The organism is Halomonas sp. GT, assembly GCF_002082565.1.
Taxonomy (GTDB): domain Bacteria; phylum Pseudomonadota; class Gammaproteobacteria; order Pseudomonadales; family Halomonadaceae; genus Vreelandella.
Window position 1 is genome coordinate 1239681 of the sequence record NZ_CP020562.1, and the last position, 23709, is coordinate 1263389.

General features: G+C 51.2%; 22 protein-coding genes. 8 read left to right on the forward strand and 14 right to left on the reverse strand.

Translation table 11 applies throughout. The annotated features are described in order from the left end of the window. The first annotated feature begins 25 nt into the window (after window positions 1–25). Window positions 26–934 (forward strand): ABC transporter permease subunit, encoded by a 909-nt coding sequence (locus B6A39_RS05825; protein WP_083002417.1) that lies wholly within the window; start codon window positions 26–28, stop codon window positions 932–934. Continuing rightward, window positions 934–1776 (forward strand): ABC transporter permease subunit, encoded by an 843-nt coding sequence (locus B6A39_RS05830; RefSeq protein WP_156886205.1) that lies wholly within the window; start codon window positions 934–936, stop codon window positions 1774–1776. The genes B6A39_RS05825 and B6A39_RS05830 overlap by 1 nt, the downstream gene beginning before the upstream one ends. A 9-nt stretch (window positions 1777–1785) precedes the next feature. Here the strand turns inward: B6A39_RS05830 and B6A39_RS05835 are convergent, their stop codons facing one another. Beyond that, entirely contained in the window at window positions 1786–1995 is a 210-nt protein-coding gene (locus tag B6A39_RS05835; protein ID WP_083002420.1) for a CPXCG motif-containing cysteine-rich protein, read from the reverse strand. Window positions 1996–2162: 167 nt separating this feature from the next. On the opposite strand from B6A39_RS05835, the gene B6A39_RS05840 reads away from it, so the two are divergent. Further along, on the forward strand, window positions 2163–2591 hold the full coding sequence (locus B6A39_RS05840) for a DUF3617 domain-containing protein (RefSeq protein WP_198036760.1): 429 nt from the start codon (window positions 2163–2165) through the stop codon (window positions 2589–2591). A gap of 106 nt (window positions 2592–2697) precedes the next feature. On the opposite strand, the gene B6A39_RS05845 is transcribed toward B6A39_RS05840, so the two are convergent. Both B6A39_RS05845 and B6A39_RS05850 read right to left on the reverse strand, forming a co-directional pair. Further along, window positions 2698–5838, reverse strand: coding sequence for an efflux RND transporter permease subunit (locus tag B6A39_RS05845; RefSeq protein ID WP_083002426.1), 3141 nt, complete (start codon window positions 5836–5838; stop codon window positions 2698–2700). After that, window positions 5838–6905, reverse strand: coding sequence for an efflux RND transporter periplasmic adaptor subunit (locus B6A39_RS05850; RefSeq protein WP_083007859.1), 1068 nt, complete (start codon window positions 6903–6905; stop codon window positions 5838–5840). The genes B6A39_RS05845 and B6A39_RS05850 overlap by 1 nt, the downstream gene beginning before the upstream one ends. Before the next feature lie 195 nt (window positions 6906–7100). Between B6A39_RS05850 and B6A39_RS05855 the strand changes: the two genes are divergently transcribed. Beyond that, the gene (locus B6A39_RS05855; RefSeq protein ID WP_083002429.1) at window positions 7101–8285 is read left to right on the forward strand and encodes an NAD(P)/FAD-dependent oxidoreductase; all 1185 of its coding nucleotides are present in this window, start codon (window positions 7101–7103) and stop codon (window positions 8283–8285) included. 99 nt (window positions 8286–8384) lie between these two features. Here B6A39_RS05855 and B6A39_RS05860 read toward each other — a convergent pair whose 3' ends face one another. From B6A39_RS05860 to B6A39_RS05875, 4 genes are all read right to left on the reverse strand, one after another. After that, window positions 8385–8684 carry a YqjK family protein gene (locus B6A39_RS05860; RefSeq protein ID WP_083002433.1) on the reverse strand — a complete coding sequence of 100 codons (300 nt, stop codon included), beginning with the start codon at window positions 8682–8684 and terminating at the stop codon, window positions 8385–8387. After that, on the reverse strand, window positions 8662–9063 hold the full coding sequence (locus B6A39_RS05865) for a phage holin family protein (RefSeq protein ID WP_083002436.1): 402 nt from the start codon (window positions 9061–9063) through the stop codon (window positions 8662–8664). Before B6A39_RS05865 ends, B6A39_RS05860 begins: the two co-directional genes overlap by 23 nt. Continuing rightward, the gene (locus tag B6A39_RS05870; protein ID WP_030070257.1) at window positions 9063–9395 is read right to left on the reverse strand and encodes a DUF883 family protein; all 333 of its coding nucleotides are present in this window, start codon (window positions 9393–9395) and stop codon (window positions 9063–9065) included. Before B6A39_RS05870 ends, B6A39_RS05865 begins: the two co-directional genes overlap by 1 nt. 79 nt (window positions 9396–9474) lie before the next feature. Further along, window positions 9475–10494 carry a phospholipase A gene (locus B6A39_RS05875; RefSeq protein ID WP_083007860.1) on the reverse strand — a complete coding sequence of 340 codons (1020 nt, stop codon included), beginning with the start codon at window positions 10492–10494 and terminating at the stop codon, window positions 9475–9477. Between the two features lie 177 nt (window positions 10495–10671). On the opposite strand from B6A39_RS05875, the gene mscK reads away from it, so the two are divergent. After that, window positions 10672–14013, forward strand: coding sequence for a mechanosensitive channel MscK (gene mscK / locus B6A39_RS05880; RefSeq protein WP_083002439.1), 3342 nt, complete (start codon window positions 10672–10674; stop codon window positions 14011–14013). A 56-nt stretch (window positions 14014–14069) separates the two neighbouring features. On the opposite strand, the gene B6A39_RS05885 is transcribed toward mscK, so the two are convergent. The 3 genes from B6A39_RS05885 to B6A39_RS05895 are packed head-to-tail and all read right to left on the reverse strand — an operon-like array spanning window position 14070 to window position 18159. Continuing rightward, complete coding sequence (locus tag B6A39_RS05885; RefSeq protein WP_083002442.1) at window positions 14070–14831, reverse strand: TlyA family RNA methyltransferase; 762 nt, start codon at window positions 14829–14831, stop codon at window positions 14070–14072. A 43-nt stretch (window positions 14832–14874) separates the two neighbouring features. Then, window positions 14875–16905, reverse strand: a complete 2031-nt coding sequence (locus B6A39_RS05890; RefSeq protein ID WP_083002445.1) for a hypothetical protein — start codon at window positions 16903–16905, stop codon at window positions 14875–14877. A 30-nt stretch (window positions 16906–16935) separates the two neighbouring features. Beyond that, on the reverse strand, window positions 16936–18159 hold the full coding sequence (locus B6A39_RS05895) for an ATP-grasp domain-containing protein (RefSeq protein ID WP_083002450.1): 1224 nt from the start codon (window positions 18157–18159) through the stop codon (window positions 16936–16938). A gap of 213 nt (window positions 18160–18372) precedes the next feature. On the opposite strand from B6A39_RS05895, the gene B6A39_RS05900 reads away from it, so the two are divergent. From B6A39_RS05900 to B6A39_RS05910, 3 genes are all read left to right on the forward strand, one after another. After that, a complete protein-coding gene (locus B6A39_RS05900; RefSeq protein WP_083002455.1) occupies window positions 18373–18702 on the forward strand; it encodes a DUF1820 family protein in 330 nt (109 codons plus the stop codon). Window positions 18703–18788: 86 nt separating this feature from the next. Further along, the gene (locus B6A39_RS05905) at window positions 18789–19424 is read left to right on the forward strand and encodes a TIGR04211 family SH3 domain-containing protein (RefSeq protein ID WP_083002459.1); all 636 of its coding nucleotides are present in this window, start codon (window positions 18789–18791) and stop codon (window positions 19422–19424) included. A 54-nt stretch (window positions 19425–19478) separates the two neighbouring features. Beyond that, window positions 19479–20111 carry a thiopurine S-methyltransferase gene (locus B6A39_RS05910; RefSeq protein WP_083002462.1) on the forward strand — a complete coding sequence of 211 codons (633 nt, stop codon included), beginning with the start codon at window positions 19479–19481 and terminating at the stop codon, window positions 20109–20111. Between the two features lie 54 nt (window positions 20112–20165). Here the strand turns inward: B6A39_RS05910 and B6A39_RS05915 are convergent, their stop codons facing one another. The 4 genes from B6A39_RS05915 to cysT form a co-directional block, all read right to left on the reverse strand. Next, the gene (locus B6A39_RS05915; protein WP_083002465.1) at window positions 20166–20759 is read right to left on the reverse strand and encodes a YajG family lipoprotein; all 594 of its coding nucleotides are present in this window, start codon (window positions 20757–20759) and stop codon (window positions 20166–20168) included. Between the two features lie 173 nt (window positions 20760–20932). Then, on the reverse strand, window positions 20933–22027 hold the full coding sequence (locus B6A39_RS05920) for a sulfate/molybdate ABC transporter ATP-binding protein (RefSeq protein WP_083002470.1): 1095 nt from the start codon (window positions 22025–22027) through the stop codon (window positions 20933–20935). Continuing rightward, window positions 22024–22851 carry a sulfate ABC transporter permease subunit CysW gene (cysW, locus tag B6A39_RS05925; RefSeq protein ID WP_009722675.1) on the reverse strand — a complete coding sequence of 276 codons (828 nt, stop codon included), beginning with the start codon at window positions 22849–22851 and terminating at the stop codon, window positions 22024–22026. Before cysW ends, B6A39_RS05920 begins: the two co-directional genes overlap by 4 nt. Beyond that, a complete protein-coding gene (gene cysT, locus B6A39_RS05930) occupies window positions 22851–23705 on the reverse strand; it encodes a sulfate ABC transporter permease subunit CysT (protein WP_083002474.1) in 855 nt (284 codons plus the stop codon). The genes cysW and cysT overlap by 1 nt, the downstream gene beginning before the upstream one ends. Window positions 23706–23709 lie beyond the last annotated feature (4 nt).

Sequence of the window (23709 nt, forward strand, 5' to 3'; positions counted from 1 at the left end):
AGTGGCTGATAGGAGATCGCCAATCATGATGCCATCTCGCATTGCAGGCTTCGTAAAGCGGTTGCAATTAGGTCGTCGCGCAGTTATTGCGCTTCCGCTTTTGTGGCTTACGCTGTTCTTTTTGTTGCCGTTTGCGCTGGTCCTAAAGATTAGCCTTTCGGAAGCAGCAATTGCTATTCCACCCTATGGGCCGTTGGTCGAGTATGCTGACCAAACGCTCAATATCTTTTTGAATCTGGGCAACTATTTGTTTTTGTTGTCAGACTCTCTCTATGTGGCGGCCTATTGGGGCTCGATAAAAACCGCGTTTGTAGCAACAACAGTATGCCTATTGATTGGTTACCCGATGGCGTATGCAATGGCCCGTGCTCCTGGGCGCTGGCAACTTATTTTGCTGCTGTTGGTGATGCTCCCGTCGTGGACGTCGTTTTTGATTCGCGTCTATGCATGGATGGGTATTTTAAGTAATAGCGGGTTAATCAATAACGTATTGCTGGGAATGGGGCTGATCGACTCACCGCTACGCATGATGAACACCCAATTTGCTGTCATTATCGGTATTGTTTACGCCTATCTGCCGTTTATGGTACTGCCGCTTTATGCCCATCTAACACGGTTGGATAACTCGCTGCTAGAAGCAGCGTCTGATTTGGGGTCGCGTAAGCTGAATACCTTTATCAAGATAACGCTGCCGCTCTCTATGGGTGGAATCATCGCGGGCTCTATGCTGGTATTTATCCCCGCAGTGGGAGAGTTTGTGATTCCTGAGTTACTAGGTGGACCCGATACGCTGATGATTGGCAAAGTACTGTGGGAGGAGTTCTTCTTAAACCGCGACTGGCCTGTAGCTTCGGCGTTAGCCATGGTAATGCTATTGCTACTGTTAATTCCCATTGTGTGGTTCCATCGCTACCAGTCACGGGAGCTTGAATAATGATGAGACTGCGTAGACGCCCAAGCTTTACCACAGTGATGTTGGTATTGGGTCTGTTGTTTCTTTATTTGCCCATGGTGGTGTTGGTAGTTTATTCCTTCAATGCCTCGCGGTTAGTGACGGTATGGGCAGGATTTTCCACACAATGGTACGGCGAACTGTTTCGTGATCAACAGATCCTGTCTGCGGTTTGGACCAGCCTGAAAATTGCCTTTTTTGCCGCTAGCATGGCGGTATGTTTGGGGACGGTGGCCGCTTTTGTAATGACGCGATATGGCCATTTTCGCGGCAAAACGGCACTGTCGAGTATGGTTACCGCGCCGCTTGTAATGCCGGAAGTTATTACGGGACTATCGCTATTATTGCTATTCGTGCAGATGGCTCAACTGATTGGCTGGCCAGCTGATCGTGGCATGGCAACTATCTGGATTGCTCACACAACGTTTTGCAGTGCGTATGTTGCGGTGGTTGTGGCAGCCCGTTTGCGTGAAATTGATCGCTCTATTGAAGAAGCTGCTATGGATTTAGGTTCGCCGCCGGTAAAGACCTTCTTCTTTATTACGCTGCCTGTTATCTCACCTGCATTAGCAGCAGGATGGTTGCTGGCATTCACGCTTTCATTAGATGACTTGGTTATTGCGAGCTTTGTCTCTGGGCCTGGTGCGAACACGCTGCCAATGGTGGTGTTTTCGTCGGTGCGGATGGGTGTGTCGCCTAAAATCAATGCGCTGGCAACACTGATTATTCTAGTCGTATCGCTCGCGACGCTATTGGCGTGGTACTTCATGCGCCGCGGTGAAGCAAAACGTAAAGCACTACTTCGCCAAGCCGAGAGTGCTTAGCGTAGGGTGCTAAAGCACATCATCGTCTCGACCGGTGAGCACGGCTTCTAGCTCACCGGTCATTAGCGAGACAATGATATGTAATTGAATCGGTGCGCAGCATTGGTGGCAATCCTCCCAGGTATCGTGGCTACCTTGTGAGGTGTCAATCAGGAAAGTGAGGGGGGTATCGCAGTAGGGGCAGTGAAAGTCATGGTTTACTAGAGCGTCATCCTGCATAGCTATTTCCCCTTAATGTGATCGCTAGTGCTCTTTTATTAAAAAGCCCTGAAAATGAGGAACTCTAAAGATAATAGTGTAGCAGTGAGCTTGTCCGGTAGGACATGTAAGTAATGAATCAGGTAGGATAATAACGTATTCCTTAAAGCCACCTAGAGATGAGTGCGATGATGATACGACACATGGCAGTAGCGGCCTTTTTGGCCTTCCCGATGGTCGCTCAGGCAGAAACTCCTAACGTCACGCCTGGCGAGTGGGAGTTTGTCAGCGTGACCAGCATGAGTGGTGACATGCAAATTCCAGATCAAACGGAAACCGAGCGTCAGTGCATTACTCAAGAAGAGCTAGATAGCGCTGAGTTTGGCTTTATTGAAGAGGAAGAGGGTTGCGAGCTGCTCAACCAGGATATGAATGCCGATGGCCTTTCCTACAGCATGGTTTGCCGTGCCGATGGCGGTGAAGCGACTATCGATGGTGAAATGCGTTTTATGGGTGAACAGATCGAAGGCAACGTGGATATATTCACTCAGTCTCCCATGGGTGAGCTGACCATGAATACGGTGATTGAAGGCGAGCGTATTGGTAACTGCGAATAAGACGTCAGTTAGCGTATTTTCATGACCTAAAACAAAAGGCGCCCAAGTGGCGCCTTTTGCTTACTTAGTGCGAATGTCGTTACATGACATTTCGCAATGGCTCACATTAGCGCTCGGGTGTATTTAGCGGCGTATGATGAGCGGTAGGGGCGCTGGCTATTTCTTCTTCTAGCTGGCGCTTAACTGCCCCTGGCGAGCCTGAGTAACGCGCAAGCAAGTCGTAGGCTACGGGGACTACAAACAGCGTAAATACGGTCGCAGAGCCGACACCCGCCATAATGACGGTACCAATAACGAGCCGTGATTCCGCACCCGGGCCACTTGATAGTATCAGTGGTATTGCACCCGCCATCGTAGTGACTGCTGTCATTAGAATTGGCCGCAAACGAGTTACTGATGCTTCAATTAAGGCCGAACGAAACGCCTGGCCCTCATCGCGTAGCTGGTTGGCAAACTCAACAATCAGAATGCCATTTTTAGCTGCAAGGCCAATAAGTAGTACTAAGCCTACTTGGCTGTATATATTGAGCGACTGTCCGCTAAGCAGCAGAGCAAGCAGGGCGCCAATCATGGCCAGCGGGACGGTCAGCATGATAACAAATGGGTGGATTAAGCTTTCAAACTGGGCCGCAAGTACTAAGTAAACCACCACGGCACCTAGCACTAATAAGAACATGGTAGCGCCACTGGCCTGTTGAAAATCTCGGGAAGGCCCGGCTAGGTTCGTTTGTACTTCTTCGGGCAATACATTGTCGGAAGCTTGTTGCAAGTACTCCAATGCTTCTCCAAGGGGATAACCGTCGGCTAGATTGGCTTCAATAGTAATGGCGCGAACGCGATCAAAGCGGTTCAATGTGCTAGCACCAGCAAAGTCAGAGAGCGTTACTAAGCTGGCGAGAGGAATCAGCTCTCCTGAGCGTGCTGAGCGCACTTGAATATTATTTAGCGCAGCAGGGCTTTTTTGACCGCTGCGGTCACCTTCCAGGATGACATCGTACTCTTCACCATCATCCACATAGCGAGTGACATTGCGCCCACCCAGTAGCACTTCTAGCGTCCGGCCTATCTCTGTAACCGTGACACCCAGCGCTGCAGCGCGCTCATAATTGATATCCACGCGTAACTGGGGCTGTGTCTCATCATAATTACTTTCGATAGCGGTAATACGTGGGTTGTTTTCACGAACATGAGTAATCAACCTATCCCGCCAACGCGCTAAATCCTCGTAAGTGCCGCCCCCGAGTACGAATTGCACAGGTTTTTGAGTGCGCTGTCCAAAACCTTGTCTCATCACTGGAAAGGCCTGAACACCCGGCAGTGTTCGTAGCTGCTGACGCACCTCGGCCATTATCTCCCAAGCGCTACGACGGCTTCCCCAGTCGGCCATGTTAACGATAATAAAACCGCTGTTGAAATTTTCGATATTACCAAAGCCACGTGGAGCACGAACTACAATTCGTTCAAGCTCACCATTGTCCACAAAAGGCGTCAATCTGGCCTCTATCTCATCCATATAGTCCATCATATAGTCAAACGTTGCGCCTTCTGGGCCGTTGACAAGGACAATGAAATTGCCACGATCTTCTTGCGGTGTGTATTCATTGGGTAGTGCGGTTGCCAGCCAAGCGGTAGCGGCTATTAACAAGAAAAACAGGGCAACGACCAGCCACTTTAATGCGAGCACGATTTCTAATGCACGCTGGTAACGACGTTGGGTGCCCGTTAGCAGCCACTGAACGGCTTGGCTAAGCCGGCTATCATGCATACCTGGCTTGAGAATCTTAGAAGCCATCATCGGGGTTAGGGTGAGAGCTAGTAGGGTTGAGACAACAACCGCTGCCGCCATGGTAAGTGCAAACTCTGAAAAAAGCCGACCAATATCTCCCTGCAGCATGCTGAGGGGAACGAAGACTGCCACTAAAACTAGCGTCGTAGCAATCACCGCAAAAGCGATTTGCCGTGTGCCTCGAAATGCTGCGACCAGAGGTGTTTCTCCGTAGTCGTGCATACGTCGATTGATATTTTCAAGCACTACAATCGCGTCATCAACAATTAACCCAATCGCTAGCACCAGCGCCAATAGCGTGAGTAGGTTGATCGAAAAATTCATAGCGGCTAGGGCGGTAAATGCTCCAATGACGGCAATCGGCACCGTCACTGCAGGCACCAGTGTGGTGCGTAGATTACCTAAGAACATAAACATCACCACGACGACTAGCCCCATGGCGATAAACAGCGTCATCACTACTTGTTCGATAGCGCCTGAAACGAATACTGATGCATCATAGTTAAGGCTGAGTGACATCCCCTCCGGCAAGGTGCCTTGAAGCCGGTCAAGTTCTTGTCGAACGGCTTCCGATAGCTCCACTACGTTAGCCGTTGATTGCATGATCATGCCGAGCCCCACCATCGGGACTCCATTGGCACGAAACACAGATCGGTCCTCTACCGAGCCTATCTCGACACGCGCTACATCACCTAGTCGCACTAGGTAACCGTTACTACCTTCAATTAAAGCAATCTGCTTAAAATCATCAGCAGTCGCGAAGCTGCGCGGCAAACGAACAATAAATTGGCGATCTTCGGATTCAATTGAGCCGGCTGGCAGCTCAACATTTTCAGCACGCAAAGCATCCTCAATATCGCCGACGGTTAACCCTCGTGCAGCGAGTGCATTGCGGTCCAGCCAAACTCGCATCGCGTAATCACGCCCACCACCCACACGTACCCTTGCCACGCCGGGCTGCACCGAAAGGCTGTCCACCAGAAAGCGATTGGCATAATCGGTCAGTTCAGTAATGGTGTAATCTGCCCCTGAGAGACTTAGCCACACAACAATAGTCTCACTACTGTCGGCTTTGGTGACCTCAGGGTTATCGGCATCATCTGGAAGGTTGCGCAGCGCTCCTGAAATACGGTCGCGGATATCGTTCGCGGCAGCATCGATATCCATGGTGATGGCGAACTCAATTTCAATTCGCGAACGACCATCTTCGCTTTGCGAGGTGATCAACTCAATGCCTTCCACGCCGGCGATACGGTCTTCGAGCACTTGGGTAATGCGTGTCTCTACAACGCTTGCTGATGCGCCAGGATAGCGGGTGTCAACACTAACGATAGGTGGATCAACCGTTGGGTATTCTTGTAATGGCAGGCGGTTGAGTGCCAGTAGTCCAAACGCGATAATCAGCGTGGCAATTACCATCGCCAGTACCGGGCGCTGAACTGAAATATCGGATAAGCGCATTAGCGATCAGCCTCAAGTAGCGAGCGAATATCCGTTTCTTCATCAGCGATGCCTAGCAACCTGACGTGTTGGCCATCTCGGGCGAGTTGTAATCCGTGAATCACGATTAGGTCGCCTGCATTGATACCATCAAGCACTTCTACTTCACCACTTCGTCGTTCGCCAATGATCACTTCTCGCCGTTCTAATCGAGAAGTGTCGTTCTGTTGGTCGATCAACATCACAAAGTGGCGGTTGCCACTGGGTTCGATAGCGGCTTCAGGTAGAACAAGCGTATCGCGAACGCGCTGTTGAACCACGACCTCCATTAACATACCAGGCCGCAGACGAAGCCCAGGGTTTATCATTTCAGCGCGAACGTTAACACTGCGGGTGATAGGGTCAATGCGGGTACCAATGCTAGAGATTTCACCACTGAAGACCTCGTCTGGGAATGCCGCCGTAGTAGCACTAAGCTTTAGTCCGTTGGATAAACGCCCTAAAAATACTTCAGGTACGGTAAAGTCGAGCTTCATGACATCTAGCTTATCAAGCGTGACAAGCTCCATGCCGGGCGTCACTAATGTACCGATACTTATGTTACGAAAGCCAACCCGCCCGCTAAAAGGAGCATGTAAGCGAAAATTTGACAATCTAGCCTCTAAAGCTTGTGCGTCGGCTTGTGATTGGCGTAAACGAGCTTGGGTATCTTCTACATCAGCACGCGGGGCAAGGTTGCGCTGTTGCAGCTGGGTGGCTCGGTCTAATGCATTGCGACGTTCATCATTGAGGGCTTGCGCAGCCCTTAGCTGAGCCTGCTCTTCAGCATCTTCTAAACGAATCAATAACCTTCCGCGTTCTACCTGTTCGCCATCTTCAAAGTTAATCTCGGCAATCGTATCGGTCACCGTGGCGGAGAGTGTCACGCTCTCATCAGCGCTCAGTGTCCCTAACGCTTCAAGCGGATCAGACCAAGTTGTCATGGCAGCGTAGTGCCCAATAACGGGAGGGGGTGACTGTGCCAGCAGGGGGGTAACCCATATCAGGGTAAACAACCAAAAGAGAAAGATACGTTTACAGACAAGCATGGGCGTCTCAGTGTTATCAAAAATGCCTAGTAATACCATTTAGGGGAATGCCGCGTTAGAGGGCGAAAGAGTGAACAGTGATATTTTTTTAAATAGATATACATTGTTTGTACATCTTCTTTTTAATGTACAGTAATTTTGGGCTATTTACCTGTTAAAATGCCTCTCATTTTTTCATCTTGGGAGCCTGATTTTATGGTCTACGACGTCGTCGTCATTGGTGCGGGTGCCGCTGGTTTAATGTGTGCGGCTCAAGCGGGTTACGCGGGGCGTCGTGTGCTGTTAGTGGACCATGCTAACAAGGCGGGCAAGAAAATATTGATGTCTGGAGGTGGGCGCTGCAATTTTACCAATCTGGCTACCACTCCTCAGAACTTTTACTCGGAAAATCCGTATTTTTGCATTTCTGCGTTAAAGCGTTATCGCCCTGAGCATTTTGTGTCGCTGGTAGATCGGCATGGCGTTGACTATGTGGAAAAAGCGCCAGGTCAGCTCTTTTGTGCGAGTTCCGCTAAAGACATAGTTAGTGTCTTACTCACCGAGTGTGAATGGGCAGGCGTCGAGGTGTCGCTCAATACGTCAATTTCTAGGGTTGAACGCATGGGGGATAGCATGCGGTTAGCCACATCGTTGGGAAGTATCGACGCTGGAACAGTAGTGATTGCTACGGGGGGGCTGTCGATACCCACGATGGGGGCGACAGGATTTGGTTATGATATTGCCCGCCAGTTTGGCTTAGATGTTCTGCCTACCCGCCCAGGGTTGGTGCCGTTTACCTTGAGCGATAGTTGGAAAGAACGTGCGGCAGCGCTCTCTGGGGTCAGTGTGCCATGCGAGGTGAGCTGCAACGGTAGGCGGTTTATAGAACCCATGCTATTTACTCATCGTGGCCTGTCAGGCCCGTCGATGCTGCAAATTTCCAGCGTTTGGCAACCAGGCGATACTATCATTATTAATTTACTGCCCAGTGAGCATGTTGCTGACGTATTACGTCATGCGCGTCATGCGACCCCTAAGCGTCAGCTGTCCACTTGGCTGGGAGAGCGTTTTCCAAAGCGGTTTGCTCAGGCGTTGCTAGAGTGGTACCCGGACGCCAATCTTACTAGCCCTATGGCAGAATACAGTAATGATGCACTTGATCATTGGGCTCAGCGGCTAAACCAGTGGCAGTTAAAACCGTCAGGTACAGAAGGTTGGCGAACAGCTGAAGTAACGATGGGAGGGGTAAGTACGGAAGCGATTTCATCAAAAACGTTTGAAGTGAAAGACTTGCCGCAGCTTAGGTTTATCGGTGAAGTGCTAGATGTGACGGGTGAGCTGGGGGGATACAACTTTCAGTGGGCTTGGGCAAGTGGCGTCGCCTGCGGGCAAGCGTGTTGATAAGTGTTGAGCACTGGACCGTCAACACATAAAGCATTGATAAATTAGTGCTCATAAAACGGCCCAGTGTAGCTCACAGAAAATATTACTAGTAACTTGTTAGCTAGCCACTTTCGCGAGCAACTTAAGCTTTCGTATTAACATGTAGCTAGCTAATGCTTTTCTGCCAACCGCCATTGCGCCACCTGGATGGCGCAAAATACGGAAAGCGGCGACGCCACCAATCACATACAAAGGTATTTTGAGGCTGCGCCAATTCTTGTCTAGCGGTGAGGCTGCCTTTGTAAGTGTATCGCTATCAACCAATATATCGATACGCTGTTGCTCTAGTTCAGCTAACAAGGCAGCTTTGCGTTCCGCTCGGCTGGGAGGCTTATTAACGGTGTTGGGTTGAGTCATCCTCATTCACCTCCAACAAGGCTCGGTCAGCGGAGAGTTGCTTAAGCGTTTCTTTTAATAGCGTATGCTGCTTAGCTTGACGAATAGCAATTATCGCTAGTAAAAAACTTAAGGCAATAAGGACGCCTGCACTTACGCCAATCGCAGTAAGCCGATAAGTGTCCCAGAACAGCACTACTATTAGCGCGGTAAGGGTTGCGACGCCTAACAACAATAACAGAAGGCTAGCCCCTGCTAATAACAGCAGGGTCAGTAAACGAGCGCGCTCCTCCTCTAATTCTAAAACCGCCAAACGAAGCCGGGTTTCACCATTAGCAACTAATGATTTCAGCAGACGTTTAGCGGCAGAGAAGACGCGTTGTGTTGGCCCTAAAGCCATTAGCGACGACCGAGAAGCATACCCACCACTAAACCAGCTGCGGCACCAATACCAATACTAGCCCAGGGGTTTTCGTGCACGTAACGATCACAGCAATCAACTTGCTGAGACAGCGTTTCTCGAGTGTCTTCGTAAAGTCGTTCACCACGCGCTTCTAAGCGCGCTCGGGTGTCTTTCAGTCGTTTTTCTGCGCGTTCACGAAGATCACGCATCTCGCCACTTGCATCTTTTGACGTGGCGTTCATTAACTCTTCTACGGTTTCACTCAGGTGGCGGAGATCTTCCTTCAGCTGGTCAGCGCGAGCAGAGGTATCAGTATTACGTTTAGCCATGATGTCATCCTTTGACGAGTGAATAGGTAAAGTAACAACTCCAGCATAGCAGCCGTTACTTATAAGACAACCTCAGGCGCTATCGGTTCAGCCCTGACGTACTGAACAAGGGGTTTAAGCTAAAGCCGATGCTGAGACGATGCACACGATTATTGTAGTCAATCATGCTCTCTCCGTAGCCGTAGTAGTACTGCAGATGAGCACGCACATTGTTAAAAGCAGGCCAGCTGTAGTCTACTTGAGTACCGTAGTTGCCTGCGCTGGGATTGCCTCGCAGCTGCCCCGCGACTTCGTGGTTCCCATTGAGTCGTTTTGCCAGACGGATATCGCCATAGCCGACAAAGCGTTCAATATCCGGGTTGTCATCGTCGCCTTCGGACTCAGGTACGCGCCAGTGAGGCGCGAGTGAAAGTGCCCAGTCACCGCGTTGGAACGTGCTTTCTAGATAAACTCTGTTCCAGCTGCGTGAGAGTGGATCCGAGCGGCCGTTAGACTGATGAATGAAGGAGAGGCGATTGCGCGTATTTACCCAGCCTAATGCGCTCCAGGCGTTATCAAAATCAATAAAAATTTCAGGTTCGTAGTTAGTTTCCCGGAAGGGTGACGAAGCATCGGTATTATAGGCCTGCCACCAGCTTCTCTGCGTATAGGCGAAATAGACATCGCCAATATCACCAAATACATCCTCCGCAAGGTTGAATTTAGCGCTGAACTGAAATTTCACTTCGACATCGTTGGGTGAGGCGTCCTCAGAAACGCTGCGAAAATTCTCTGCATTTTGATTGGTGTTGTAGCTAACAGGCAAAAGATAGTTGAGTCGGTGAGTCGTAATAGCAAACGGGTTGCGTGACGACTCGTGCTCAAATTGGCGTCGCTCACTGAGATCTTCAAGCGCCATTTCTTCTGGAAGCAGCTGCGGACGAATCGTGGGGTCGCTTTCTGCCGGATCTTCAACATGTTGCAGCTGTTGGCGCAACTGATAAAGTTCGGTGTTGAGTGCGCGGATACGAGCCTCAATTTCCTCGCGTGTCTCTGCAAGGGCGCTTTCAGTGCCTAGCAAAACAATTAAACTAGTTAACAGCAGTTTTCGAATGACCATCAAAATGGCTCGCAAATAAATAAAAGGCAATTATCAGAGTCTCTTCTATACACGCCCATCGTGTAAGTCAACTCCCCCTGTGCATCAAACGCGTTAGATTGCGTAAGAAGCCAGAACGCCTGACAATGGCGTTCTTCCTGATTGGAGTAGCATCCATGTCGATGAGGCATATGTAACGTGGTCAAAAATGCACTGAAGGCACTCCTCAAGCTCTTCATTATTTATCTATTGTTAATAGTTTCTGGTGCGGGGTACGCACAAGCGTCGTTGCTTGATCAAGTTCCCACTGAGGCACAGTTAACTGAGCGATTGTCAGAGCTTGAGTCGCAAGAAAGCGAGCTAACCACCGAACAAAATCAGGTGAAGGAAGCCTTATCTGCTGCGTTGCAAAGTTATGAACGCCTTCGCGCAGTTGAAGAGCGCATTGAAGCGTTAGAGCAACGGGTTGCACAAGCTCCCGACATATTGCTTCGCCTAGAGCGTGAACTGAACGAGGCGGAAGAACAAAGCCGACAGTTATCGGTGGATAATCTTAGTGATATGCCACTGAATGAGCTGGAAGCTCAGCAGGCAGAGGCCGTCGTGGAACTTCAGCAGCTTCAAAGCCAATTAGCCGAAGTTAACTCTCAGCTGTTGGCTGCTCAAACCCTGCCTGAGCGTGCTCAGCAAGCAATTTCAGATGCGTTGCAGCGAGCTGAAAATTTACGACGCCAGTCTGATGAGCGAGAAGCCTTGCTGGGTGATCGGCAGCTATCGGCACGCCACGATGCGCAATTAATTCAGTGGCGCATTGAGCGAGCCCTTGCAGAGCAGGAAGTAAACCTGAATCAGCGCGAACTAAGTGCCAACAGTCGGCTGCGTGAGTTGGCCCAGGAGCGCCGGGAACTCATAGAGCTGCAAATAGACCAGCAGGAGCAGCAGCTTAATTTGTTGCAAGGCGTCATTGATCGCCAGCGGCGGCTTCAATCCGAACAGGCTATTGCCGATGCAGCAAAAAATGATCCACTAATAGCTGAAGGGCACCCTGTGGTGCTCAATGCCCAGCAAACGAACCAAGCACTGAGCCTGGAGCTGTTGCGAACGACGGATAGAGCGAATGGCATTATTCGTGAGAATATTGAGGCCCAGCGCCAGTTGGATCATGTACGGCAACTTCAGCGAAGCCTGAACGAACAAATTGATGCTATTCGTGGTAGCCAATTGTTGTCGCGTATTCTTCGAGAACAGCGCCAGTCGTTACCTTTAGTCGCGCCAAGGCGTGACTTGCAAGATGAAATTGCTGATTTGCGTCTCAAACAGTTTGACCTGATTCGTCAGCGCGATCAGTTGCGCCAAAGTGACCGCTTGGCAGCTCAGCGTTTGCAAGAAGCGGGGGTTGATGTCACGCCGGGGCTGGTGGACTCATTGACGCGACTTTACCAGTCACGCCGTGAATTGGTAGAGCAGCTTGAACAGTCGTACGGCAGTTTGCTGAGTGGTGCTATTGAGCTTCAACTGAATCAACAACAGCTATTAGCGACGACACGAGATTTACGAGCAACCATTGATGAACAGCTATTCTGGGTAGCGAATAGCCGTCCTCTGGATTTCAACTGGTTACGACAAATTCCCCACAACCTTCAACTGGAATGGCTAGAAGGCGAGTGGCGGGCGGTTTTGCCCTCTCAATGGAAAGGTTTTACTTGGCGTATGCTGATTGGCACGCCGTTTATTTTGCTGGGCGTGGTTCTGGTTGGGCTACGTCGGCGAATTAAGTCACGGCTTGCGCTCATTCACTCACAAATTGGTCGACTGAAAAGTGATACTCAGCTGCATACTACTAAGGCGGTGCTGCTAAATGCTCTTCTTGCGTTGCCAGGGCCGTTGGGATTGGCAGGTATTGGAATAGGCCTAAGTGAGGCTGAAGGCGCACTGGCAAGCAGCGTTTCGCCAGCGCTGCTGCAACTGGCTCTTAGTTGGGGGGTCGTGGCTTGGGGCCGTCGGCTCCTCGTTCATGATGGGGTGGCTGAGCGCCATTTCACCTGGGCGCCTGCTTATACAGCGAGGTTACGTAAACTGCTTGGTGGGCTAGGGTTGGCGCTAGCGCCCGTGGTCGCTATTGCCGCGCTGTCTGGGCAAATGGAAACACCGTTGGCGTTTCGCCCAGTGGCAATAGGGCTTTTTGCCGCGGGCTTGGTGGCAATGAGCTGGTGGCTGGCACTATTAATTCTATCTCATGTGCCATTTTTCGGTGTGCGACTCTTCCGGTTGGTGTTAGGGCTAGCGATGGCTTCGGTGCCCCTAGTGCTCCTTGGTCTTGTCGTCTGGGGGTACGAGTATACGGCGTTGCGGCTGGTTGCTCGTTTTGCAATAACCCTTTATTTGTTGGGCTTGTGGGTAGTTGTAGAAGCAACGGTTGTGCGTAGTTTAGCTGTTGCAGCCCGTCGGCTAGCTTATCGGCGAGCGCTCGCTAGGCGTCGTGCTCAAGTGCAAGAGGGCGCAGAAGGAGGATTGGAGGTCGTTGAAGAGCCACCTTTAGATATGGAGAAAATCAACTCGCAATCATTGCGGCTTTCAAAGTTGATTTTGTTGATTGGCTTCAGTGCCCTGTTGTATCTGGTGTGGTCAGATCTACTGGCGGTACTGGGCTATTTAGATCAGGTGTCAATATGGGATGCGGAAGAGGGTGACTTAGTTGGGGATGCGCTATCGATTTCCGATGTATTCACTGCGCTTCTTATAGTTGCTATTACGTTTATCATGGCGCGTAACTTGCCCGGTTTGTTGGAAGTGATGGTGCTTTCACGGCTGTCACTAAAGCAAGGTAGCGCTTATGCCATTAGCTCGCTGCTTTCTTATACCATTGTTGGTACTGGCGTAGTAATGGCGTTAGCCACGCTGGGTGTTTCGTGGAATAAATTGCAGTGGCTGGTAGCAGCGCTGAGTGTGGGGTTAGGCTTTGGGCTTCAAGAGATATTTGCCAACTTCATTTCTGGCTTGATCATTCTGTTTGAGCGCCCAATTCGGATTGGTGACACTATCACGCTTGGTAATCTTCATGGCACGGTCAGTCGGATTCGCATACGAGCGACTACGGTGACTGACTTTGACCGAAAAGAAATTATCATACCGAATAAAACGTTTGTGACGGATCAACTCATTAACTGGTCGCTATCAGATAATGTGACCCGCGTGGTATTGACTTACGGTGTTGCCCACGGGTCTGATCTGCCTTTAGTGCATACATTGCTTCGCCAAGCCGCCGACGAAAACCCTCGCGTGCTGGAAGACCCTGAGCCTCAGGTTTTTTGTCTGAACTACGGGCCGCATAGCTTGAATTTTGAGCTGCGTATTTTCGTTAACGATTTGCTGGACCGTCTGTTTGCTGCCGATGAAGTTAACTGCCGGGTTGACGAGCTGTTCCGTGAAGCGGGTGTTCGGGTAGCCTTTGAGCAAATGGATGTGTGGTTGCACCGTGATCGGGGCGAATCAGTTAAAGTTCAGTCAGCCAACCGACTGCCTCCTGCTAATCTAAGCTAACTATCATTAAGCTAATGGCTGGCTTGGCATCGGGGTTGGTTTAAGCACTTGGTTATTCATATTTTAGTGGCGAATAGTAAAAACTCTCGATTACCGTCGCTGCCGGTAATCGGGCTTTCCTGCCAGTGGCTAATGACCAAGCCGCACTCTGTACACGTATCACGTATCTTTTGCTCCACGTCGACATAACGGCTAGCGTTACGTACGATGCCACGCTTATCCAGTGCGCCTGGCTCTAACTCAAACTGTGGCTTTACCAATGAGAGCAGCTGCCCCCCAGAAAGGAGAAGAGAGGCGATCTCGGGCAAAATCAGTGTTTGTGAGATGAATGAAACGTCCATCACGGCTATATCGATAGGATGTTTAGCTACGGCGTGTTGAAGGGCTGTCGATGATGTCATATGACGAGCATTTAAGCCTTCAAGGCACGTGACCCTTGGATCGCCACGTAAGCGCTCGGCTAATTGGGAGTGACCAACTTCAATGCCTATGACATGACGGGCACCAAATTGAAGTGAGCAATCGGTAAAGCCCCCCGTTGATTGGCCAACGTCTAACACGATGCACCCATCCAGGCGCATGTTTAGCGCATTAAGAACGCCCTCTAGTTTTAAGCCTGCACGGGAAACGTAGCGTTCCTCTGGATCTTCATCAATATGAAGCGGAGTATCCAGGGGCCATTTTTCGGATGGTTTTTCGAGTGGCGTGCCATCGTGAAGCGACACGCGACCGTTGCGAATTAACCGCTGCGCGCGCGTACGTGAACGGGCCAGCCCTCGGCTGACCAGTAGTTGGTCTAATCGTGTTAGTTGAGTCATTGTCGTCAATATAGCGGTTATTAAACGCTTCTAGCGATTCTCGCTACGGCGTGTGTGGCCCTTCATCTGCCTGCAGTTCAGTGGGGGGTAAGCGGCTAGCTCCCCAACTGCGATGCAGATAGCCTTTTACAGATTCAAGTTCTTCTTCCGTCACCGTGGCCAGCTCGCCACGCTCCAACGGGTCATAGTGGTAAATATATAATCGAGACGTGAACTGTGCGAAGGGGAGCGAGGCCTCGCCAAAGCGCTCTCCATTACCTGATGTGCTAACTTTAACGCCATCTCCCCAATCTTGGCCGCTGTCGTTATTAGGGTTATAAAAATAGATTCTCATCACATCGTTGGGATCTAACGAGGCGCGTAAAATGGTAATCGCATGCCAACCAATAAACCGAGCAGCACTGTCAGTGACGGCAATGCCCGCAGGCTGAGGGTGAATCAGCGGTTGGTTGCCATTGTAGTAAGGGTGGTAGCTGGCGTAGAAGTGACGAATAAAGCTATCCACACCACTAAGTTGGCCGGAGGCAACATCAACGTTAATGCTAAAGCCCCGACCTGACCACCACCCGTGAAACTCTGGGTTAACCCAGCGGTGGGGATCGCCTTCTCGGCCAATACAGCGTCTGCCCATCTCAGCGTAAATGCGGTCAAGGTGGGGGACAACGATTAAAGAGGCTGGATCAAGATCCATAGGAAGCTCGGAGGCAACGCCTGAGGCGCTCTCCATTGAAGAGATTGACTGACCCTCGAAATGCATAATGATTTCATCATCACGCGCAGCCCAAGCCACCATTTGCAGTAAATAGTCAGGGTCGTTATAAGCCCACATAGAGAGCGCTCTCGCTGACTGGCAGGTAGGATTATTACCCTGTCCTACACCCAGTGGGAGCCCTAACATGCAAAGCACGCCTTCAATTAAACGTGCGCGGGGTGACGCATCTTCACCATAGGCAAGATTCAACCGTGCTTCTGACCACTCTGAAAGCTTTAGATTTAGCTGCCGCCACATCGCCGGAGCGACGGGAGGCTGATAGAGAATGCCCCGCTCAAGTAACAGGGCTAAGCCATACACCGCTTGGGCTGTGGCTGGATAAACACCGCCGCGAATCAGTGCATGTACCAGCTCGCGATAGCAAAGTAGGCAGTCACGCCCTGTTGAAGAGAGACCCAGGGCCTCCGATAGAAGGTGGTCTCCCTCTTCGAGTAAATAGCGCATCAGTATCGTATGATAGGGCGATACCAGCCCTGTGTCATGCATCGCACGAGCGAAGCCAGTGGATTCCGCTTGCAACGCAGCGTTATCCATACGTTCTAAGCGTTCACGGTACACCGCAACGCCAGGGTCTTCACGACAAGCTTGTGTCGGTCCAAAAAGCGAACTAACCAGCCTGTCAGCCCCTTGGCCACTTGCTCCCAAATCAATTGCTGGATTCACTTGGCACAGCGCAATTTGGGTGATCATCTGCTTTATGGCGTCAACTTGAATAGGACGTTGTTTTAAAATGCGCCATATTTCATCAATTAGCTGATCAATAACGTGTTCGTAGCCAATTCGATCGGCTAGGTGTTGAAACAGTTGCCTGGGAATCGTCGCTAATCGACCCTGGGTTTCCCGTTCGGCTTCACTAGGTGCGTTAAATAACAGCCACAGATTGATGGCCATTACTTGGGTTAAATAGTGGTGTGCATGCTCTTGGGATACCAGAGCATGTAAGTAATCACCTTTGGCGACTGCTAGAAGCCGCAGCTCACTCAGTGCCTCGATAACGACCACATTGGCGTCAGGGCTTTTGAGAGAGAACGTAGTAAGGGTGGGTACTAGGAATTGTGGGGTTTCCCAGTCTGAGCCCGCAAACACACCGGCGGATTCAAAATCCGCCGCGCGTGCTTCGAGGGCAGCGCAGCCACCCTCTTGCATCAAGATTCGGCGCGCAGTATCCATTACGCGGGGCAGTTTCGCCGGTTTAGAAAAAGCAGGCGCCTGCGAAAGCAGGCGCACCGCATCATCAAATTTGCTCAGCAATCCTTTGAGCTTGCCATCTTCAGTTGAAGATGCCTCTTGATTGATCGTCACATTGACTCCTTATCCCAGCCGTAGCGGGGATTATACATAGAAGTCGAGGTCTTCTTGGCGTTTAAGCAGATCACGGAGTGTATGTGCGTCTTCGCCTTTAAAGTAGACCAAGCCCCAGTGGGTACCAAATGCCGTACGTTTGGTAACGGTTTCTTCAACCGGTGATGTCAGCTCATGGGATTCAAAATAGGGGTGATCCTCTGTTTCTTCAGGAATCTCCAGGCGGCTAACAACGCGGCGGCGAGGGTAAACGCCAAAGCAGCCCGCGAACCCATCTGCATCCACCACTTCTTTGGGAAAGAAGGCAGCGACTTCTTCTTTTGTACTCTTAGGATCGAATACCAACATAGACGCCTGATAGGCGTTAAATCCGTAAACCCGCTCTAGGAGTTCGAAGACTTTAAAGCCGGGTGGGCGATAAGCGACTTCGCCAAAGTACATTTCACCATCACTGGTGACAAAATATTCGGGGTGAATGAGGCCGAACTCAATATCAAACGCTTTGATCAGCTTTTCGATTTGCGCAGTAATCTGTTCGCGATATTTTTCAAGCTCTGGAGATGCTGGCACAAATACTGAGTAGCCAAGTGTGACGTACTCTGAAATATTCAGGAAAGCGATCTTACCATCGTGAATCCACGCCTCTACGGCGAATTCCCAGCCGTCTAAGTGAGACTCCATCAGCACAGGGAATTCTTCGTCCGGGATAGTATCGACTTCATCCGGTGTGCGAATAACGCGGTGGCCAAGGCAGCCAGCCTTATCAAATGCCTTAAGATGGATAGGATCGTTGGGATCGCCATCCAACTTGAGTAGCGTCTGATTAACGCGTTTAAGAAAGCGTACGACGTCATCTTTATCGTGGGCTTCTTCGAAAATACCCACGCGAATGCCGCCGAGCTGGGCGCGGCGTTTCATCAATGCCTTGTCGCGAAGCAACAGCGACTGCCCGTAAATACGTGGATTGTCCAGCAGCACTGAATTAATAGCGCCTGCCCACTCTACAGTTTCCTCATAGAGCGGGATAGCAACGTCGACGCCTTTTTCTTTCAGCGTTTCAGCAATTTCGATGGAGCGATCATTGAGGCGCTCAAAGTTCCAGGGAACGTAAGGAATATCATGTTTTTGGCAGTACTCCTCGGCCCAGTCGGGTGCAACCACGATATAACGGCGGTCATAATTCTCTGCCGCTTCAATCGCATTGAGGCTCCAACCTAATAGGGCGATGTAGCCCTTATTGGGATCCTTTTGCATGATGGTGACTCCTGTGGGTGAGTGAATAAAATTGCCATACCACTTACTTCACCATACACGATAGGGCCTTGCGTCGGCTAATTAGCAGCCCCTGAAGGTGAAAATAGCCAAAAATAAGCACTTTTGATGGTGACGTATTAAAGAGCAAACCCCTGAGTATGGTAGGCTAGACCCCTTAACATTATGTTCAAGTGGCAAGAGGAATAGGCCAAGATGGCGGCCAAGCCGATCTACCGTGTGGTGGTTCACCAGCAAGGTGAAATCTGGGATTTATACGTCAGAGAAATCTTTCAAAGCGAACTCTGGGGCTTTATTGAAGTCGAGGAGTTTGTCTTTGACGATGCGTCGCGGGTTGTTGTCGATCCAGGGGCGGAAAAACTACAGCGTACCTTTGACGGTGTTAAGCGCAGTTACCTGCCGCTAAACGCCATTGTGCGTATAGATGAAGTTGAACGTGAAGGCCCTTTGAAAGCAGTTAAAAGCGATGCTCGCGTCGCAGAGTTTCCTCGTCCCTTTCCACTGCCGCCTCGTGGAGAAGGGTAAGCGCACAAGACAAGCGCACCGCTTTGAGCAATACGCGCGACTGGCTTCGTCTGCCTCGCGCGTTTTTACAATCAGGACATGACGTCATGCAAGTAAATAAACTTCGTAGTAGTTGTTACGCCGCTGCCGCTGGCGTGTTGTTGAGTATCGGAGGTACCCCTGCATTTGCCCAATCTGATACCCAAGCTTGGGTAAGTGATGAGTTAAGCACGTATGTGCGGAGTGGCCCCACTGATGGTTATCGCATTGTGGGAACGCTAAATGCAGGTGAGCAAGTCGAAGTGCTTGAAATAAGCGGCGATTATACTCGCGTACGTAGCAATAGCGGCGATACGGTGTGGGTGCTCAGTAGCGAGCTACAGCAAGATCCAAGCGCCCGCGAACAGTTGCCCGTATTACAAGCCCAGGTAGAAGAGCTTACTCAAGAGTTGGATGGTATTAACAGTACGTGGGAGCAGCGCGTTTCTTCGATGACGGAAACGCTTGATATCCGTGAACAGCGGATCGCTGAGTTAGAAACGCGCAACCATGAGCTCGATAATGAAGCTGAGCAGTCTCGCCAGCAGGTGCGTGCACTGCAAGCTCGTTTAGACACTCAGGAAGAAGATTTGCTGATGCGCTATTTCATGTACGGCGGTGGGGTTGCCGGGGCTGGGTTATTAGTTGGTCTGATTGTTCCTCATTTACCACGCCGTCGTAAAAAGAGAGACCGCTGGTTTTAAAGCGACGTTAGAAAACAAGCGTTACGAGTAAATTTCGAGTACGAGGTGGTCGCAATGGAAAACCCCTGGCGCCAACGTTGGCAGGAGGGTCGTATTGGCTTTCATTTGTCCGATACACACCCTGCGCTGGTTCAATACTGGCCTACGCTAAATGTGACGCCTGGGGCCAAAGTGCTTGTGCCGTTATGCGGTAAAAGCCTGGATATGCGTTGGTTAGCAGATGAAGGGCACCCAGTACTGGGTATTGAACTGGCGCCTGAAGCAATAGAGCAGTTCTTAGCTCAGCGCAGTGCTGGCGTATCGCGCTATACCCAGGCAGGTTTTAATGTCTCACGCCAAGGTAGCGTTGAATTGTGGTGCGGTGATTTTTTTCACCTGCACATCAAGCAGGCGGCAGAAGTCGGCGCGTTTTATGACCGAGCTTCATTAATTGCACTGCCTCCGGCTACTCGAGAGCGCTATGCCTTCCACCTTGCCCAGCTAGTGCCGCCTGGCGCCAGAGGGCTGCTAGTGGGATTAACTCACGATGAAGGCAGTGCAGGCCCGCCTTATAGCGTGCCCAATAGTGAGATTGAGCAATTGTTTGTGCCAAATTTTCGCGTTGAACTGGTTGAGGACAGAGAGGCGGATGAACGGGGGCGTAGTGAAAGCGTTTGGGCGTTGGAGCGTCGTGGGCCGCACGTATAAATCTGCCCGCAAAGCGGGCAGTTATTCTCACTATAAGTCGTCAGCATGAGCCGCTTAGCGGGCGAGCAAGCGACCAAGCTCAGGGTCACTAAACGCACGGTTCAAACCATCGCTTAACAAGTCGTTTAACATACGTGTATTGGCATCTTCACCGGGCTTGATGGCATAGCCTTGGGTGCGGCGCGAGGTGTAAGTGCCGGTATACGTCGTGCCTTTATTCTGGGCGATTGCCCGAAAAACCCCTTCAATACGCGCTTCGTCGATGAGCGGCTGTCCGCTGTCACCTTTGGCATAATTAAGGCTTGCGAGCTCAAGAGTAACGCTTGGGCGGCCTTGTGCAGCATCACGGGTTGGGGTAAATCCCATGTCCCGCACAGCGCGTTCCGCTTCGGCTTGCAGCTGCGGAATGAGTTCATGACTACTCACGGTAATCTGCGCGGTAGACATACTGCCACCTGAGCGCGTTCCAATCACTTCACTTTCCCTGGCATCGGCAGTGATCACAGTGACCTGCTGACCAGAACCTGTCTGCGGCACGCTAGCACTGCGCTCTGGACTTAGCTGTAGGTACTGAGGGCTAGCGCAGCCTACTAGCAAAACGCTGGTAAGCAGCGCACCAGAGAGGTATAAAAAATGGCGCCGACGCATACGATTCTCCGCTATAACCAGTGATATACAATAAAACGCTGATGGTTTCAGTGCGTTACCATAAAAGCTTGTCTAAACAGTAAATGCCTAACGTGCATGGCATTAGCTATATCGGTTGTCTGTATAGCCGGTTGCCAGTATAGCGCCGCGCTAGTGTAAGGTGCTACTAACGCTTAGGCCGCACGAGTCTGCTGCTGAGGCTTTTCAGTTTCTTCTTTAAAACGGTGCCATTGACGTGGATGGACAAAGAGACGTTGTCCACGGCGCATCTGAAGCTGCTCAAAATCAGCATGGCGCACCGTTGCAAGCCATGGCTTAGCCAGCCAGTCGGCCTCCAGTTCAACACGCACTTCAGCACCTACCGGTGAAATAGCAGTAATCGTCACCGGTAAGTGGCTCTCTGCACTAGGCTGCTGAGCAAGGCGAACTTCGTGAGGACGAAGCAATAACTCTTCGTCACCGTCAGGCAAGTCAACATTGAGATGAGCGTCGCCGCAGGTGAGTACGCCTTGATGTACTTTGCCTTCTAAGTGGTTAACGTCGCCCAGGAATTCAAACACGAAACGGTTTTTGGGCGAACGATAGAGCGTTTCAGGCGTATCAATTTGCTCGATACGACCGTTACTCATCACCACGACACGGTCAGAAAGCTCCAATGCTTCTTCTTGGTCGTGGGTAACAAACACGCTGGTAAAGTTAAGCTCTTCATGAAGTCGGCGTAACCAGCGACGTAGATCCTGACGCACTTTGGCATCCAGCGCACCAAACGGCTCATCCAATAACAACACGTCTGGCTCTACGGCCAGGGCGCGTGCAAGCGATACACGTTGCTGCTGGCCACCCGAGAGCTGGGCAGGCAAACGGTTCGCTAAATGCTGCAGCTGAACCATTTCCAGCAGCCTAAATACGCGGGCACGAATCTCGCCATTAGAAGGGCGGCGCTTTTTGGGCATCACGGTTAGCCCAAAGGCTACATTGTCGTACACGCTCATATGGCGAAAGAGAGCGTAGTGTTGGAAAACAAACCCAATGCGGCGATCGCGAACGTGAACGTTAGTTACATCACGGTCGCCGAACAATATTTTACCGGGTTGAGGGGAGCGATCAGCACTCTCCAAGCCGGCAATAATACGTAGAAGTGTCGTTTTTCCAGAGCCAGACGGACCAAGCAGTCCGACTAGTTCGCCTTCATGAATGTCCAGATTGATCGGCTCAAGCGCTTGGGTATTGGCAAAGTGCTTGGCGATGTTCTGTAGGCGAATACTCATAAAAATGCCTCCTGGCGCGCTGCGCGCCATTCCAGGCCTGCCTTGGCCGCAAGGGTTAACAGGGCAATAAGGGCCAGCAGCGCGGCGCTAGCAAACGCGCCCACCGCGTTGTAATCCTGATAAAGCTGCTCTAGGTGCAGTGGTAAGGTGTTTGTCTTACCACGAATAGCCCCGGCGACCACCGAAACGGCGCCAAATTCACCCACCGCACGCGCGTTGGTGAGGATGATCCCGTAAAGCAGTGCCCAGCGAATATTAGGTAGCGTGACACGCCGAAAAGTAGTCCAGCCACCTGCGCCGAGGGTCACGGCGGCTTCTTCTTCCCGGGAACCTTGAGCCTGCATGAGCGGAATGAGTTCGCGGGCCACAAACGGACAGGTCACGAAAATAGTCACCATTAAAATACCGGGCCAAGCGAACATCAGTTGAATATCGTGGGTGTCTAGCCAGCTGCCAATCCAGCCGTTTCGCCCATAGAGCAGTAAATATATAAGGCCTGCTACTACTGGGGATACCGCAAACGGAATATCGATCAGTGTTTGTAAAATGCGCCGACCTGGAAAGCTGAAGCGGGTAACTAGCCACGCCAAAGCGACACCAAACACTAGACATACCGGTATGGTTAATAATGCAATGACGAGCGTTAGGCCAATCGCGTGCAAGGTGAATGTATTGCTAACGTTAGCCCAAAAGACCATTACGCCCTGGGAGAACGCTTGGGCAAAGATTGCCACCAAGGGCAGCAGCAAAAACAGCGCTGACAGCAATAGTGCGGCGCCAATGAGTAAACGCCGCACAGCGGGTGCATCACCAATCCGGCGCATTAGCCTGTTCCTCCATGCAAGCGGCGCACAAAGCGGCCTTGCCAAATATTAATCGCCAGCAGTAGTGCCAGTGACACAAAGAGCACGACGGAGGCAATTGCGGAGGCACCAGCGTAGTCATACTCCTGCAATTTGACGAAAATCATCAGCGCAGTGATTTCGGTTTCGTAGGGCATATTACCCGCGATAAAAATAATCGCCCCGAACTCACCTAACGAGCGAACAAAGGCTAGCCCGGTGCCAGTAACGAGGGCTGGCCACAGGTGCGGCATAATCACACGCCGAAACGCCACGCCATCGGTTGCGCCAAGAGACATCGCTGCTTCATCAACTTCTGCGGGTAAGTCCTCCAGCACCGGCTGGACGGTGCGTACCACAAACGGAATGCTGGTAAACGCCATGGCCAGTGCAATGCCTACCCAGGTGTAGGCTACTTGGAATCCTAGTGGCTCTAATAAGCTGCCCATCCAGCCGTTACCCGCATACAGCGTAGCGAGGGTAATACCTGCAACCGCTGTGGGGAGCGCAAAGGGAAGATCCATTAAGGCATCTAAAAGACGCTTGCCGGGAAACTCATAACGAACCAGCACCCAGGCAAGTAGTAAGCCAAATGCTGCATTCACCAGCGCCGCGACAGCCGCTGCTCCTATGGTGACCATGTAACTGGCCACCACACGGCCTTCGGTAATAATGGCCCAGTATTCGGCAAGGCTAAGCCCTGCCAACTGGCCAAATAGCCCGGTGATCGGGAGAAGGAGAACCAGCGAAATAAATAGGACGCTGATCCCCATAGATAGGCCAAAGCCCGGCAGCACGCGTGCGCTGCCGGACCGCCATAATGCTAGCTGGCTCATGGGG